Origin of the sequence: Leptospira yanagawae serovar Saopaulo str. Sao Paulo = ATCC 700523 (genome assembly GCF_000332475.2) — a bacterium.
GTDB classification, from domain to species: Bacteria; Spirochaetota; Leptospiria; order Leptospirales; family Leptospiraceae; genus Leptospira_A; species Leptospira_A yanagawae.
In genome coordinates, this window is sequence record NZ_AOGX02000013.1 from 63367 (window position 1) to 78834 (window position 15468).

Annotated in this window: 13 protein-coding genes; 5 read left to right on the plus strand and 8 right to left on the minus strand. The window is 38.2% G+C overall.

What is annotated here, in order from left to right:
* Positions 1-67: 67 nt before the first annotated feature.
* Positions 68-1279 (minus strand): NADP-dependent isocitrate dehydrogenase, encoded by a 1212-nt coding sequence (locus tag LEP1GSC202_RS02780; protein WP_015676237.1) that lies wholly within the window; start codon positions 1277-1279, stop codon positions 68-70.
* A gap of 45 nt (positions 1280-1324) precedes the next feature.
* Entirely contained in the window at positions 1325-1891 is a 567-nt protein-coding gene (locus tag LEP1GSC202_RS02785) for a hypothetical protein (protein WP_051125273.1), read from the minus strand.
* A gap of 78 nt (positions 1892-1969) precedes the next feature.
* On the opposite strand from LEP1GSC202_RS02785, the gene LEP1GSC202_RS02790 reads away from it, so the two are divergent.
* The 3 genes from LEP1GSC202_RS02790 (at position 1970) to LEP1GSC202_RS20355 (ending at position 3566) form a co-directional block, all read left to right on the plus strand.
* Positions 1970-2344 (plus strand): LIC_13246 family protein, encoded by a 375-nt coding sequence (locus LEP1GSC202_RS02790; RefSeq protein WP_015676263.1) that lies wholly within the window; start codon positions 1970-1972, stop codon positions 2342-2344.
* A 68-nt stretch (positions 2345-2412) separates the two neighbouring features.
* Positions 2413-3438 (plus strand): hypothetical protein, encoded by a 1026-nt coding sequence (locus tag LEP1GSC202_RS02795; protein ID WP_425256009.1) that lies wholly within the window; start codon positions 2413-2415, stop codon positions 3436-3438.
* Positions 3435-3566: a hypothetical protein gene (locus LEP1GSC202_RS20355; RefSeq protein WP_279615295.1), complete on the plus strand. Its 132-nt coding sequence runs from the start codon at positions 3435-3437 to the stop codon at positions 3564-3566. The genes LEP1GSC202_RS02795 and LEP1GSC202_RS20355 overlap by 4 nt, the downstream gene beginning before the upstream one ends.
* Here LEP1GSC202_RS20355 and LEP1GSC202_RS02800 read toward each other — a convergent pair.
* Positions 3561-4508 carry an MBL fold metallo-hydrolase gene (locus LEP1GSC202_RS02800; protein WP_015676227.1) on the minus strand — a complete coding sequence of 316 codons (948 nt, stop codon included), beginning with the start codon at positions 4506-4508 and terminating at the stop codon, positions 3561-3563. The genes LEP1GSC202_RS20355 and LEP1GSC202_RS02800 overlap by 6 nt on opposite strands.
* A gap of 48 nt (positions 4509-4556) precedes the next feature.
* Between LEP1GSC202_RS02800 and trmB the strand changes: the two genes are divergently transcribed.
* Positions 4557-5216, plus strand: coding sequence for a tRNA (guanine(46)-N(7))-methyltransferase TrmB (gene trmB / locus LEP1GSC202_RS02805; protein ID WP_015676245.1), 660 nt, complete (start codon positions 4557-4559; stop codon positions 5214-5216).
* A gap of 79 nt (positions 5217-5295) precedes the next feature.
* Here the strand turns inward: trmB and LEP1GSC202_RS02810 are convergent, their stop codons facing one another.
* From LEP1GSC202_RS02810 to rsgA, 4 genes are all read right to left on the minus strand, one after another.
* Positions 5296-8889 carry a tetratricopeptide repeat protein gene (locus tag LEP1GSC202_RS02810; protein ID WP_015676145.1) on the minus strand — a complete coding sequence of 1198 codons (3594 nt, stop codon included), beginning with the start codon at positions 8887-8889 and terminating at the stop codon, positions 5296-5298.
* On the minus strand, positions 8886-10499 hold the full coding sequence (locus LEP1GSC202_RS02815) for an LIC10124 family lipoprotein (RefSeq protein WP_015676252.1): 1614 nt from the start codon (positions 10497-10499) through the stop codon (positions 8886-8888). Before LEP1GSC202_RS02815 ends, LEP1GSC202_RS02810 begins: the two co-directional genes overlap by 4 nt.
* A complete protein-coding gene (locus tag LEP1GSC202_RS02820; RefSeq protein WP_015676110.1) occupies positions 10496-11467 on the minus strand; it encodes a FecR family protein in 972 nt (323 codons plus the stop codon). The genes LEP1GSC202_RS02815 and LEP1GSC202_RS02820 overlap by 4 nt, the downstream gene beginning before the upstream one ends.
* Before the next feature lie 65 nt (positions 11468-11532).
* A complete protein-coding gene (gene rsgA, locus LEP1GSC202_RS02825; protein WP_015676104.1) occupies positions 11533-12486 on the minus strand; it encodes a ribosome small subunit-dependent GTPase A in 954 nt (317 codons plus the stop codon).
* A gap of 49 nt (positions 12487-12535) precedes the next feature.
* Between rsgA and LEP1GSC202_RS02830 the strand changes: the two genes are divergently transcribed.
* Positions 12536-14362 carry a sensor histidine kinase gene (locus tag LEP1GSC202_RS02830; RefSeq protein ID WP_015676176.1) on the plus strand — a complete coding sequence of 609 codons (1827 nt, stop codon included), beginning with the start codon at positions 12536-12538 and terminating at the stop codon, positions 14360-14362.
* Between the two features lie 2 nt (positions 14363-14364).
* On the opposite strand, the gene LEP1GSC202_RS02835 is transcribed toward LEP1GSC202_RS02830, so the two are convergent.
* Positions 14365-15453, minus strand: coding sequence for an acyl-CoA desaturase (locus LEP1GSC202_RS02835; protein WP_015676232.1), 1089 nt, complete (start codon positions 15451-15453; stop codon positions 14365-14367).
* Between the last annotated feature and the right edge of the window lie 15 nt (positions 15454-15468).

Below are 15468 nucleotides of genomic sequence, written 5' to 3' on the forward strand. Positions count from 1 at the left end.
AAGAAAGAAGGCAAGAAAATAAAGAAAAGAAAATCACCCTGCCAAAAGACAGGGTGAAGTGGACTCATTATTTGAGTTTTGCGTCCAATCGTTTTTGTACAGCTTCCATAAATTGGAACGTATCCAATTCCGTTTTTTTGGCAGCTGTCGAAAGTGAAAGAAGATCTTTTGTCATCTCACCACCTTCAATAGTTTCGATGATCGCTTCTTCTAATTTGTGAGCAAAATTCACTACATCAGGAGTTCCATCAAGTTCACCACGTTTTGCAAGAGCACCGGTCCATGCAAAAATTGATGCTACTGAATTTGTGGAAGTGGTTTCCCCTTTTTGGTACTTGCGGTAGTGACGCGTTACTGTTCCGTGAGCTGCTTCGTATTCGTATTTTCCATCTGGAGAAACAAGAACAGAAGTCATAAGACCAAGGGAACCAAAACCAGAAGCAACCATATCGCTCATTACATCACCATCATAGTTCATAAGAGCCCAAAGTTGACCACCTTCGTTTTTCATAATCTGAGCTACAGCATCATCAATAAGGAAGTAACTGTAAGTAATTCCTGCTACTTTCATAGCGGCTTCTTGTTCTTTTGCCATGGTATCAAAGATATCACGGAAACGAGCATGGTACTTTTTCGAAATCGTATCTTTTGTAGCAAACCAGATGCTGATCTTTTCAGACAACGCATAGTTAAAACAAGCTTTCGCAAATGACTTGATAGATTCATCTAAGTTGTGCATTGCAAGTGCAACACCAGCACCTTTAAATTCATTTACGAGCAGCCTTTGTTTTTCTTTTCCTGATGCATCCGTATAAACGAGTTCAACTTTTCCTGGACCATCCACAAGGATTTCCACATCACGATAAATATCACCATATGCATGACGACCAATCGCAATTGGTTTTTTCCAAGAATTGACTGCTGCAGGAATGTTTTTGATAATGATTGGTTTACGAAATACAGTTCCATCTAAAATCGCACGGATTGTTCCGTTAGGTGATTTCCATTCTTGTTTGAGGTTGTATTCTTTTACACGGTCAGCATTTGGAGTGATAGTGGCACATTTAACACCTACACCGTGTTTTTTGATCGCGTTTGCAGAATCAACAGTCACTTGGTCATCCGTTTTATCACGATATTCAACACCGAGGTCATAATACTCTAATGTAATATCTAAGTAAGGGTGAATGAAACGATCTTTGATTTCTTTCCAAATGATTCTTGTCATTTCATCGCCGTCTAACTCAACTAACGGTGTTTTTACTTTAATTTTTCCCATTGATTTCTCCTAAACTCATTCAATTTTAATTCAAATTTATAAAACTTAATTTGGATTCCCCATATGACGATTCCAAAGGTAATGACAAAACTCTGTCGAATTATTGATCGCTCCTGAAATGGTATGAATTCCAGTGAGCGATGTATATCTTTTTCTATAGGCATCGGATTTCGAAATCAGAGAAAGTTTTGCTTCTAATTGGGTCAAAACTTGTTTCCACGATTCACATTGTCCGGATACCAAAGGATCACTGGCTTTGATGTTTAAATCTTTTGCTTCGGCAATGTGGATTTCCCAAAAATGTGAGGGGAAAGCTGGCGGTGTGTAATGGTCCCGTATGGTCTCTAAATCTTTTTCAATTTCCTGGTCCTTGAAACTGTGAAAAAAGAAAAAACTACTAATTTTCAGTGATATGGGTAGATAAAAACGAAAGGTTTTATCGTAGGAAATCATTTGCCCTAAAACCCATTGGGGTGATTTCCCGGTTTTTCCTTTTTCTAGGAAGGTTTTGGCATCCACATGTGCCAATTCATCAAAACAGTATTGGGCGAAACGAAGTTTCTCTTTCCAAAATATTTCTAAGATCTCCGTGACCATGTCTGTTTCGTTCATCCTGGATAGGGGAAAGTATTTTTCAAGTGCGAATCCGTTTTTAAGAACCAAGTGCCTAAATGGAAAACCTCCCCTAGCATGACTGAGAAAGACCTGGAATGGCGAGAACTAGTGAACAAAAAAGAGGAATTTTTACACATCCTCCGAATCTTGAACCATTATTACGAAATGAGAGGAGAAACCAAATCCAAACAATTTGGTTTCAGACGCCAGTTGGCCGATTCTGATCCCAACAGAGTCCAGATCTTTTTTGCCAAAATTGGTAACTTTGAATACCAAGTGGCCTGCCGCATTCTACCAAACGAAGATACGGAAACCTGGATCCACATTGACGGGATCGCCGAGGAGAGAGAACGGCTCCTTACCATTGGCAATACAGAACACCCTGTGTTTTCCCTTGTTTGTCTTGGTGATTTATTTAAAATCGCAGTTCCAACTCTTTTGTCTATCTAGAGGAAAACCCCAAGAAAAACCTTGCTTCTTTTTTGGGTTCCACTTAGGATTTGTCGGTGCAAAGGCGAATCTATTTTTCCCGATTGGTTTTGTTAGGTTGTATTACTTTTGTACTTTCTTTTGGACTTCATGCCCAAGATTTCAAAACCCAACATTTCCCTGAAGAAGGATATTTGCAGGCATGGAATTTTACCTTCCGTAGCGAAAGGCACAATCTCTATGCTACCTTTCTCGTCAGCAATTTTGGTCCTGGTTCACTTAACAATGGTATCTCATTATTGTTAAAGACAAAAGACCAACCTGTTTTTTATTCCACACGCGAATTTGATTCAGAAGAATATGAATTCAAAAAGGGGCAGTTTTACCAACGGAGTGGAGATAACTGGATGGAATATAAAAACGGTGTTTATTCTTTTTATATGAATTACGGGGAACGAGAAATCAAATTGGACTATAAACCACGCCGAGGCACAGTTCCCATCTCCAATGGAAAATTTCCTTTGGTTGAGAAAGGTAAATTTGTCCAAGCGGATATCCCATTTTCTTATTCTACAGTGACAGGCACCATTCGTTATAAGGATGTTGTCGAAGAAGTAAAAGGTGTAGGTGGTCTGGAACATATATTAACCAACGAAGCTGTATACCAATATTCAAAGAAGTGGGAGATTGTTCGTTCGCAAACCAAAGATGGGTATCGAATTTTCACTGGTGGGTTCATAGGTAATTCCAACTTTCCTGGAGAATTCTTTCGTCGTGTCGCGGTTTTAAATCCTTCTGGTTCGCTAGTTTTAGAAGGGACAGTTGAAAAAGTGGAAGTATTGGAGTGGGAAAAAGAACCTACCTCTGGTTATACGATTCCAAAAACAGAAATATTATCTTTTCAAAATGGAACTTGCCAATTATTGGTAAAACGTGTTCGTCCAATTGCTACGATGAGTGCCTTAGAAAATATTTCTTCTTTTTTACGATTTTTCATCCAATTGTTTTTTGCAAAACCATACCAAATCCATTGGATCGCTGAACTCAAATTAGATTGTCCCGAATATTCTGGAGAAGGCAAAGGATACCACTCGAATTATTTGATCAATGAATGATTGAAGAAAAGTTCCGATCCATTTGTGCAAGAAATGGAATCCATACCGGCACTCACGGAGTGAACCCCAGTCACGATCCAAATCCTAAACAAGATCAAATTGATGGTTGGGATGTGATCAGTCTATAAGATGAATTTTTGACCTTCGTGGGCGATGTGTACATGCATGCCACCTGGTTTTTGTAAGCGAGCTTCATCTAAAATGATCCTTGCCACCTCGTGGTCGGTATGGTCTGGTTCATGGTGGGTCAAAACAACAGAACGAATTTCCATCATTTCTGCAAATTCAACTGCCTTACTGACTGCCGTATGACCCCAACCAATTTTTTTCTCCGCTTCCGAAGTGCTATACTGAGCATCAATGATGATTAGGTCTGCACCTGCAATCTGAGGTTTCATTTTTAAAAGATGTTCCCTATCTTCTTCGCGGTATTCAACATCAGTGCAAAATAAAAAGATTTTATTCCCTTCTCTAATTCTGTAACCAGTACAAGAACCAGGATGGCGAAGTCCAAAGGGAATGATTTTTAGACCACCTAACATATAGGATTCAAATTCTTTCCATAAATGAAAATGTTTTTTAGAAGCCATTTGTTGGAACGTAACGGGAAAGTTTTCTGGGTGTTGTTGCCTTTCCAATCGTTCCTGCAGATTAGGGATACAGGAATAAAAATGAATATTGACCGAAGGTGAATAACCAGGTTTAAAAAATGGCCAACCTTGGATATGATCCCAATGGGTATGGGAAACAAGGATATGGATGTCCATTTCTTTCCCGCTAAATGCTTCCGAAGCGAGTTGGTTTCCAAGCACTCGGATTCCAGTTCCCATATCCAAAATGACTTTTTCGCCCGCCTCTCCTTCTATGAGGACACAAGTGGTGTTCCCACCTAAGTCTTGTGAAAGTGAGATAGGAAGGTGGTTGATAAATTCTTCTTCTGAAAACCCGTTTGGATCCTTTTTCCACTCTTCCTTTGCCAGATGCAGAATTTTTAAAGTTTTTTCTCGTTGTTCCTGTTTTGTTGTCGGTGTGGGAAGGGAACCTCGAACACCAAAAAGAGTTATTTTCATTTAGTTCCTTTTCAAAATCCTGACATTAAATCATCGGAAGAAATTCAATTGTTAGTTAATCCAGAAATCCAAGAAAAACTATGGAAGTTTACGATTAGAACTCCCTATCAGTCTGACTATCTCCTGCAACCTAACGAACGTGGGAAAAAAATCGACCTAAAAAATTCTTTCCCCAGAGCTACAAAACGCTTTGTTTTAGAGTTAGGTTCTGGCTGGGGTGAAGTTGCCATCGAATTGGCAAAAAATGACCACCAAACAGGTTACCTATTAATGGAAAAAAAGGTAAACCGAATCATCCATACTGAGAAACAAAGAAAAACTTTGGGTCTTGAAAATATCCGTTATATGACCGTTAACTTCCAATGGTTTTTTGATGAACTGCTCGAAAAAGAAATTTTTGATACAATCATCATCAACTTTCCTGATCCATGGCCAAAGAAAAAACATTGGAAAAACAGGTTAATGCAACCCTATATGTTACAACAAATATATGACCTTTTAAAACCAGGGGGAGAACTTTTATTTGCAACTGATTATGGTCCATATGCCAGGCGGACAATCTCTCTCTTTCGGAAGTTCCCAAACTTTGTTTGGGAAGGGTCTGAATATGAATTCGAAAGACCAGGATTTCCGATTTCTTTTTTTGAAACGGAAAAACGAAATGAAGGGAAACGAATCTATTACCTCAAACGAACCAAACAAATCTAAATGAATGAAATTTCCAAAAGATTTCTCCCGTGATCTTAAGATTCCGGGAGATCCTTTCTTCGTTGTTTTATGATATCACTTAGTCAACGGTAATGGTACTGATTCGGAGGCCATCACGATCCCCTTTCCAAGGAACCGATGTTTTTTCTTTTCCTTTGATGAGTAATAATTCTTTGGCTCTACCTTCCACTACCAGTCCGTCCAAAGGAAAATAAAAATCTCCTTCCGACTTATAACTATCTTTCCACTTAGATCCACCTTTCCAAAGATAGGTGGTATCTTCCGTATTCACCAAGAGAGAATCAGGGTTTTTTACCACGGAACGGACGGAATCAGTTTTACCCAAAGCATAAAGTTTTGCTTTTTCAGTGCCTTCGTAGATTTGGCCACCAAGGGAGACCAAACAAGACTCATCCAAACATCCGAGGAAATTTGCGGTTTCTTTTGAATCTTTTTTTGGTATTGCTTGGGATAATTTACCTTCTTTTTCAGAAGAATCATTAGGATTTAATACTTGGATTAAAAAATCTTTTTTGGTATCTTTAATCACAAAAAGTTTTCCTTCATTGGAAAGAGAAAATCCAACGTAATCGTTCCCTGCCCATTCATCTTGGATTTCCAAGTTTGGGTTGGTACGAACAATTTTTCTATTATTTGTTTTATCTTTTTCTAAAAGCAAATAAAATCCATTTGCATCAGCAGAACCTTGTTTCACTTTCCAACCAGCTAATACTTGTTTTTTGAACGTCATCTTACCCGATTCAGGATAAATTTTTGTCGCAGTATCATTGGAAATTCCAACAAGTTCTTTTCCTGCTACAAGTAATTGGAATGGAGTGGATGTATACTGTTTCCAAACAAGTTCTTTTGTGAGCCTATCATAGCCAACAAGTGCTGTTCCGTAATTCACAATGATACGATTTGGGTATACAATTGGAGTGGAAACAGGTGTACCAGATAAGTTTAGGTCTGTAACATGAAGTGGTTCGTCATCCAAAGCATCTGAAGGAAGGAGTCTTGCATATTTCGTTTCTCCATATTCCCTTAAGATTTTTTCTTTGACTGCATTTCGTTTTGTTTTGGTTTTTTCAGAAGGAGATTGTTTTTGTTTGGCATCTAAAATTCGAAACTGCGCAAACGAAGCTTCTGCCGACGGTTCTTCTTTTAAAACACGATCAATAGTCTTTTCAGCTTCATCCAATTTGTTTTCTTTAAAATAGATATATGCCAATTGGATTTCACCATCCATAAAATCTGGATCTGATTTACGAATGGACTCAAGAATTGATTTGGCCTCATTTGTAAGGTCCTCATTAAAATAAGCAATTGCCAAGTTATAAGATGAAAGCCCAAATTCTGCATCCTTTGCTCTTGCTTTTTCAAATTCCCGTTTTGCAGCATCCATTTGGTTTAATTTGTAGAATGCTAAACCTTTTGCGACATTACTTGGGGCAAAATTTGGATTCACTAAAATCGATTTATCAAACTCGCCAATCGCAAGGTCATAGGATTTCCGTTTCATGGAAACAAGACCTAACATGTAATAAGCATAGTAGGAGTCGGGTTTTTCTTTTAAAATATCATAAAAACCATCCTCTGCTCGTTTTAACTCACCTTTTTTGTAGTAAAAACTATAAATCCCTTCTTTAAATGAAATCGCATTTTCTTTGTTGGATTTGACTGCGTTTTCTAAAATCGAAAGACCTTTCTCTTCTTCCCCTTTTTCAATATAACATTCTGCTATTTTTACCAGAAGAGATGCTTTTGGAACTTTATCATATGCCTTTTGGTAAGGAGTGACTGCTTCGATGTATTTTTTACGATTAAAAAGAGTATTCCCTTCTTTGACAAGGGGCAAAATTTCCGCAAAACGAGAGTTCTCCGATACGGTTTTCTCTGTTTCAATTACTTCAGGAATGTCTTTCGTAAATTTTTTAGATTTTTGTATGAATTCATTCGCCTTGGTATAATTTTCTTTTGTGTTTTCTTCTACAGCACGTTTGTAGTATAAACTACCCAAACGGTAATCCACTGCTTCATTCCCTGGAAACTTTTTTTTAAGTCCCATGTAAATTGACTCAGCTTCGTCCCACTTACTTGCATCTTCTGCAATTCGTCCGAGAGTGATGGCACTGAATGGATCTGTTGCCGACAAAGTTTCTAACTTTTTGATGTATTCTTTTTCTTTTTTGGATTCTCCCGTTTTTGCATACACACGAGCAAGTCCTTGTAAGGCACCTGGATTCGTATTGTCCATGCGGTAGGCTTCTAAGTAAGAACTTTCCGCCTTTTTATATTCGTTAAATGCAAAATAACCACGACCAAATGCATTTTGTACTGCAGGGTTTTCCGGATTCACACCCATCGCCCTTCCGTAGTCATCAAACGCTTGTTTGCGTTTTCCTTGTCGCAAAAAAACATCACCACTAGCTATGTATTTTTGTGATTCGGCCAAAACTTTTGCTTTTCGGATCTCTTCCTTTTTAGCCTTCGGGTGAGTTTCCGTTTTTTTTAAAACATCTAGTGCTTCATCAAAACGACCTGAATCGATTAAGACATAAGCCAAATTCATCTTTGGTTCTATAAAATTGGGATCCCAGGAAGAAGCATCTTGAAAACTTAGTGTTGCTTTTTTGACTTCACCCCATTTCCATTCGCATATTCCTTGTTTGTTGCGAATCTCTGCATTTTTTGGAATTTTTTGTAACGCTTGTTTCGAAGTTTTTAAACAGTCAGAGTAGTTGTGTGTTTGGATGAGGACATTACAAAGTCCAACGTAGGCATTGGCATTTGTATCTGATAAAGAAATGGATTTTTTGAAACTCTCTTCACTTTCTTTTAATTTTCCATTCAATAATTGAGCATTTCCTAAAAATGACCAAACAGAACCATTTTGTGGTTGGAGATCCGTTGCTTTTTTGAATTCAGCAGTGGCTTCTGGGTAATTTTTTTTGTTTAAAAAGTCATTTCCCCTTTGGATGAGAGAAGCGATTTTTGTGGAGAGTTTGGCATCTTTGGCTGACTTGAGTTCTGGGTTTAATTTTTCTGCCCTAGCAAAATAACTTTCTGCTTCATCATACTTTTTTAATTCCAAACATACATCACCCAATTGGTTTAACAATTCTACCGGGTAAGGAAAGTCTTGTTTTGTTTCCAAAGATTTGAGTGTAACCAAACTTTCCTGGTAACGACCTAAATTTTTTAATAAAAGGCCAGTTTTATACGTATAAATTGATTCTTCAGGTTTTAACTTATTTAACGTTTGATAGGTGGAGAGTGCTTCCTCGTTTTCACCTAGAGTCGATTGAACAGTTCCCAGTCCAATTAGGATTTTTTCACTTTGGGGGTCTAAGTTTTTACCATTTTCATAAGCTTTTTTTGCATTTTCATACTCACCTAATTGGTAATGGGAAGCACCGAGTAACGCATAACCTTCAACAAGTTCAAAACTTTGAATGGATGCTTTTGCTTTTTCCAATGATACATCCATATTTCCCTTTTGGAATTCATTACTTCCATCGGCGATGAGTGCTCGAGCTTCTTCGATTTTTTGACGGTCAGAAACTGCCGATTTTTCTACCACAGTATCCTTCACTGTGACCGCTTGGAAATCTCGAGAACGACAACCGATAAACGTTAGAAGTAAAACAGATACAACAATCAATTGTTTCATTTTTGGAACCTTTGTTCAAACTTAACCATGTCTGGGTATTGGATTTTTAATCCTCTCAGAGGCACTCCCACCAAAGGAGCATTATGCGGAGTGAGAACTCCAATATTCCAAAATGTTTCAAAACTCCATGGAAATTCTTCTACCATTTTGTTGCCTAAATACAAACGAATCATTTTTTTCTCAAGATCTGTTGTGAACTTTACGGATCGACCTTTCAATTCATCTTCTTTGTTCCAACGAAATGAAGAGCGCACCGGAGCTTCAGATTCGCTTCCTGAAAACTTTACAATATGAAAGTCAGTTTGGTCTACATAAACCAAAACTGTATTTTGGTTGTGGTCATGAATGGAAAGACCTAAGGCACCGTTGTATTCTTTTTTTAAATCTAACACAAGTTCGGCTTCTATATAATCAGGAATGAGATCTTCGGAATAAACACCATACCAACCTTTGGGAAGGTCCTTGTTTTTGGCGAAGGTCAATTTACCAGGAAATGTGGCTGAAAAATTAGGGGAAGCGGAAGTGAGGTTCCAAAATTCTTCCGACTCCCAACCTACTCCATCTTCCAAAGATATTGGTAAGGCAATCGAAGTAATTTGTTTTGGTCGAATTTTGATACCAGCTTTGGCATATTCAAAATGGGAGTCTGGTGTAGTGCGGATGAACTGGATCGGATAACTTCCGTAAGGTACTCCTGATTCTGCATATTGTGTTTTACCTTTTTTTTGACCATCGATGACCACATCGAGACCAACGGGAAAACTAGAAACAACAACTGTTCCTTGGGAAATATCATCATTCCATTCTTGGAATACCCTTGTGGTTTTTCCTGCGCGGACTAAGATATTGCGTTTGACTTGGTCTTTTCCTGGCTTTGCAAAAGAGAGTGTGTGTTTGCCATTTTGTAGGGTAAAACCAATGAGTGGTGCTTTTCCAATTTCAACTCCATCTAAATAGATGGTAGTTCCTGGGGATGTGGAAAACACCGAGACCTTACCTTGTAAGGATGAAGTAAATGTATTACGGACTTCGTCGGATGAGGGAGAAGATACTTCTAAATAATAAGACGGAACAAATTCAGTTAAAGGAAGTAAGTGTTTTTTTCCATGGAATACATCAAAGGATTTCGCATTTTTTGTTTTGGGTTCTTTTTCCTCTTGGTAAACAAAGACCGCCTTTCCGAAGTTTTGTGATAGGACCGGGTCTTTGTACAGAACTTCCACAGACAATCTTTCTGCTACTTTTGATAAACTGAGTTCTAAAACTAAATCAATATCGTTTACTTCAAAAAACTTTGGATCTGGTTTCGATGGAGATTTTTGGTAAGAACCTAATTTGGAGTGAGGGAAAAGGATTTTTTCTTCTAGAAGACTTACGTCAGAAGGAGAAAACCCCTCTGGAATTTGTTTCCAGAGGAGAGTGAAACTTGGAGTGGATTTATTTACCAGTCGTTCTCTGTAATCTCTACCCGAAGGAAGGGGTTCAGACTCTCCAATATCTGGAGTGACAAACTTAGGTTTTGTAAAACTTCGATTGAGTGTTTCGATCTTTGTGACCGAAGAACAATAACCGACTAAAAAACAAAGGACCGGTAAATAAACATATCTCATTTCGTCTTATCAAAACTCTCTTTTGGAGCTAATTTTAGTGAATCTTTTTGAACGTCTTTTTTGATGTATTTGGAATCTTCGATCGACTTAGCAGTTGTGATCACTTCATCTGACTTTGATTTGGTGATTTCGCGAGTTCTAGCCGCTTTTTCTAATTCCTCTACAGAAGAACCAATGTTCATTTTTTGAAGTTCTTCGTTATTTGATTTGAGTTCATTTGCTAATGACTCAAATTGTAACATTTTCGTGTTTTCGAACACTAACATTTCTTTCATCTCGCCTAAGGATTGTTTGTCCATTGGCTTAATCATTTTATCAGAAAGTTTTGTGCCTGATGACACTTCAGCTGACTTTTGTTTGTCGACAACGATTTCGTTATCAGAGTTTGATTTACGGATCGCAACAGCTCCATCAAGAACAGTGTATTTCACAACACAGTTAGAGGATCCACATGCTACGTTTCCACCTCTTGCTGAAGGGTTTTCAACATTAGTTAAGAAGATTGTTCCACGAACACCCGCGATGGAAGTTGGAGTCACAACACTGAAGGATTCAGTTTTTCTTTCCTTACGAAGTACTGTCACAAGTTTTCCATATTGCATGTTAACTTCTGTTTCGCGAGTTCCATCGTTTGCAGCAAACGCTTGGCTTACGCTAAGGGAAGTGTTTTTGTTGAGTTTGAGAACACCATCTTCTCCAACAAGAAGTTCAACAGATCCATTTTGGCCAGTAACAATTGTGTCTTCGGATGATAAAGTATCACCTAAACTTGGTTTGATTTGACCACTTTCTCTTAGGATTACAACATCTCCCTTTACAAAGGCGATCACGACATTGCTAGATGGTTGGTTTTTTTCTGTAACAGTCGTTACAGTCTCTTTTGAGTCCTTTTGGCAAGCTGTGGCAAACATGGCAAAAACCGCCACAAATCCCAAAACCGACAATTTTTGTATGATTGTACGTTTCATATTCCTTCCTCCGGAAATAACTTTCTTAAAATAGATAACAACTGAAGCCTTGGCAACTCTTTTCCCTAATATCTTTTTGTGACAGCTTTTGTCCAATGGTCCCTACGAGTCACTCTGTGGGGGTTTTCCAGACTTTCGATCATGGATTCAAGGCTCTTTTTTCGGGTTTCATCCATAGACTCTTCCATGTATTTACGCATTGGACAAGAAGAACCAAGTTCACAGCAATAAATTTCCTGACAACTTTCCTTTACTTTGCGTAATTCGGGAAAACTTTCCCAAAGTTCGGTTGTGGTCAGGTGGAGGATGCCCCATTCTTTGACTCCCGGCGAGTCGATGAGGACGGTATTCCCTTCCAAAAATAAGGCAAAAGAATTAGTCGTTGTGTGTTTTCCTTTTTTTGTGGATCCACTGACCAAATTCGTACGTTGTACGGTTTTTTGGTGGAGGTGGTTCATTAACGTCGATTTCCCGACTCCAGAATTGCCACAGAGGAATGTACGTTTGCCTTTGATTTTTTCCCAGAGAGGTTGGATGGATTCTTCCGAAAGAAGAGAGACACTCATGACCTCATAACCTAACTCTTTATAGTAGGTCTCCCTATCTTCAATTTCTTCTTCTGAAACTAAATCTTTTTTGGTAAAGATGATAAGGGGTGGAATCGCAGTATGGTAAGAGGCGGCAAGGAGTCGGTCAATGAATCCTGGTTTGGTTTCCGGATCCTTACAAGATGCGAGGATGGCGACCTGGTCAAGGTTTGCGCATAACACATGACTATCGCCTTTGTCACTTTTTCTCGTGAGGAAATTTTTACGTTCCATCCTTTCTGAGATGACCCACTCTTCTCCCGAAGATTTTTCTGCAAGTATGATATCGCCCACTACAAATGGATGGCGTTCATTCGAATTTTTTAGCCGTAATTTGCCTTTGAGTACAGCAAGGGCATAGGTAGTGGCTTCTGAATAAATTTCATAATAAGCACCAAAGATACGAGCGATTGTAAATTGTTCTTTACCCAAGTGGATTCAACACCATAATTATCTAGTTCTTACATTGTATACAATCCACATGCAAATACAAGTTTTCTTTCGTTCCAGTATCATTCTTCTTTCATCCTTCGGTTGGTTTGCGATTGCTTATGGACTAAGCATGTTTCAAGTATCCTATCTTTTGACTTTTGCTGTACTGCTCGTAGGGTTTCTCACTTTATCCCTTTTTCTTTTTCACTTGCCCTCAAATGTAACTGTTTTAGAAGAAAAACCGAAAAAACGAGATGAATTGGTGCAAAATCTTTTTGCCCTTGAAAAATTCAAAGAGGAACTCATTTCCTTTAATGACCCTGACCAAATCAGCGAAACCATCAGTCAATTTTTAGCAGCTAAAATTCCTGCTGAATTCGTACAAGTGTATACTTGGGATGAAAAAGAAGGCCAGTTTCGGCCAAGACCATTCCTCCCCTCCAAAACCAACAAAATCTCTGACTTACCTTCCATTCCTGTTTTTAATCCATTTTTGTTATGGTTATCGGAAAGGGAAGGAATTCATATCAAAGAGAATTTTATCCAATATGTTTCCCCGAATCACGAAAAAATCGCAAAAGAAGCGATTCATTTTTTTTCAGACACAAAATCAGAGTTAGTTGCCACACTTTCAATTAAGTCAAGTTTGGTGGGGTTTATATTACTTGGAAAACACAAGGATGGGAAAATTTACGATTTAGAGGAAATCGAAATCATATTAGAGATACTTTCTGTATCTCTCATGTCACTTTCAAATTCAATGATCTACCAACAGCTTTTAAATTTAACAGAAACTTTGGAAGCAAAGGTAAGAGAAAGAACCAAAGAATTAGAAGAAACACAAGCCCACCTGGTCCAATCAGAAAAAATGGCATCTCTTGGGGTGATGGTGGCAGGGATTGCTCACGAAATCAATACTCCTGCAGCTGTGATCAACGGTGCGGCCGATAATTTGGATGCCAATTTGGTTTTCGTATTATCTCACTTAGGTGACATCACCCACCTCATCCAAAATCCTGATTTTCGTTCCCTATATTTAGATATCTTGTTTAGTTTTGTGAAGGAAGATCCTACTACAAAAATTGATCCGAAAGACAAATTTAAATTAAAAAGAGAAACCAAATTCAAATTCATCCAAGACGGCATGCCTGAAAATGATGCCACAGATCTAGCCACATTTCTCATTGACCACCATCTTATGCATATGCAAGAGGAATTATTACGGATATGGAAATCGGGTGGAAAAGAAACCTTTGAGATGTTAAAGAACACATTAAGTTTGCAACGGAATATCAAAAATATTAAGTATGCGATTCGGAATATTGTTCGAATTGTGAAAGCATTAAAGTATTATTCCCATCTTGGCCAAAATTCGTATGAAGTCTCAGACATCCACGAAGGACTTGAGAACACACTTGTTATCATGCAAAACCAAATCAAACATGGTGTAGAAATTGAACGCAATTATGGATCAATTCCTCTTGTTAGGTGCAATTTGGATGAACTGAACCAGGTTTGGACAAATCTCATTACCAATGCGATCCATGCGATGAAAAAAACAGAACACCCAAAACTTATCATTTCTTCTAGAAGGATCGGAGAAGAGTATGTGATGATTAGTTTTGAAGACAATGGATCAGGAATTCCTAATGAAATTAAAGATAAAATTTGGGATCCTTTTTTTACAACAAAAGACCAAGGGGAAGGAACAGGTTTAGGACTTGGGATTGTCAAAGGAATCATCGAAAAACACAAAGGTAGGATTGAGGTGGAATCATCCCCTGGCAGAACATTATTTATGGTCTATTTGCCGTTAGTTGGTCCAGGTGATGTACCAAATCTCCCTAAAGAAATTTTTAGGGAGGTGAGAGGGTAACGTTAGGAGAAAAGTGGACGACTTAACAGTTTTTCCCAATTTTCCTTTGTGGTTTCAAAGTTCTTTTTGGAAACGCCAGCTTCGGTTTCATTTGCAGTTTGTTTTGCTTTCGACCATTTTTGGTATTCTGTGATTGCTGTTTCTCTGAGATGAGCCAATTGTTCTGACCAAGATTTTAGTTTTTCCTCGCCAAGATTTGAATATTGGTGTATGGTTTCCTTCTCTTTGATAAACATCGTTTTTTGTAGAATTTTTTCTTCGGAAACTTTTTTCAAATTATAAGTAAGTCCAAAAAAGGAAAGGAATTTGATCATCCATTTGGATGGATCATAATCATACCAACGAATTCCATTTCGGTAATCCATTTGGAATTCATGGTGGAAGTTGTGGTATCCTTCACCAAACGTAAAAAATGCGATAATCCAATTGTCACGAGCCGTTTGTTCTTTAGAGAAAGTGCGTTCTCCCCAAACATGGCAGGCACTATTGATAAAAAAAGTAAATTGGTGGACCACAAATAATCGTAAAAACCCAGCTACAAAAAATCCTTCTAAGAAGGATCCCCATAACATGGTGATGAGTCCTGGCAGGATGAAACACATAAAGATTGATATGGAATAAAAATGTTTGTGTTGCCATACCACAAGAGGGTCATTCATTAAATCTTGGACACCTTGCCCAACATACTTTCGTTTGCGAAATAACCAACCGATATGAGCATACCAAAATCCTTTTTTGATGGAATAAGGATCTTTGTCTGTATCCACAAATTTGTGATGGATACGGTGGTCTTCACTCCATTCGAGTGCTGTGGATTGGAACGCTGCTGCTCCAAATAATAATAACAAAAGTTTTATGGGAGATTTGGCTTCATACGCTTTGTGAGAAAAAAGTCTGTGGTAACCAACCGTAATTCCCATGCCTGTCGCAAAAAAATAAAACAAAAAAAGTGCCCAAGTTCCGAAATGAATCGATTCATAAAGGGTTACATAAATGGTTCCGAAGATACCAACGAGAGGAGATGTGAGTAAAAAAATTGTCGTCACCCAATCAATTGGGTTTTTGACTTTGATTTCAGCTTGTGTCGTCATAGAAAATTCCTGTTC

Excerpts from the sequence above, each read along its gene's own strand:
- LEP1GSC202_RS02835 (WP_015676232.1), bottom strand. The coding sequence starts at position 15,453 with ATGACGACACAAGCTGAAATCAAAGTCAAAAACCCAATTGATTGGGTG.
- LEP1GSC202_RS02830 (WP_015676176.1), top strand. The coding sequence starts at position 12,536 with ATGCAAATACAAGTTTTCTTTCGTTCCAGTATCATTCTTCTTTCATCC.
- LEP1GSC202_RS02790 (WP_015676263.1), top strand. The coding sequence starts at position 1,970 with ATGACTGAGAAAGACCTGGAATGGCGAGAACTAGTGAACAAAAAAGAG.
- LEP1GSC202_RS02810 (WP_015676145.1), bottom strand. The coding sequence starts at position 8,889 with ATGAAACAATTGATTGTTGTATCTGTTTTACTTCTAACGTTTATCGGT.
- LEP1GSC202_RS02820 (WP_015676110.1), bottom strand. The coding sequence starts at position 11,467 with ATGAAACGTACAATCATACAAAAATTGTCGGTTTTGGGATTTGTGGCG.
- LEP1GSC202_RS02785 (WP_051125273.1), bottom strand. The coding sequence starts at position 1,891 with ATGAACGAAACAGACATGGTCACGGAGATCTTAGAAATATTTTGGAAA.
- LEP1GSC202_RS02800 (WP_015676227.1), bottom strand. The coding sequence starts at position 4,508 with ATGAAAATAACTCTTTTTGGTGTTCGAGGTTCCCTTCCCACACCGACA.
- LEP1GSC202_RS20355 (WP_279615295.1), top strand. The coding sequence starts at position 3,435 with ATGATTGAAGAAAAGTTCCGATCCATTTGTGCAAGAAATGGAATCCAT.
- LEP1GSC202_RS02815 (WP_015676252.1), bottom strand. The coding sequence starts at position 10,499 with ATGAGATATGTTTATTTACCGGTCCTTTGTTTTTTAGTCGGTTATTGT.
- LEP1GSC202_RS02780 (WP_015676237.1), bottom strand. The coding sequence starts at position 1,279 with ATGGGAAAAATTAAAGTAAAAACACCGTTAGTTGAGTTAGACGGCGAT.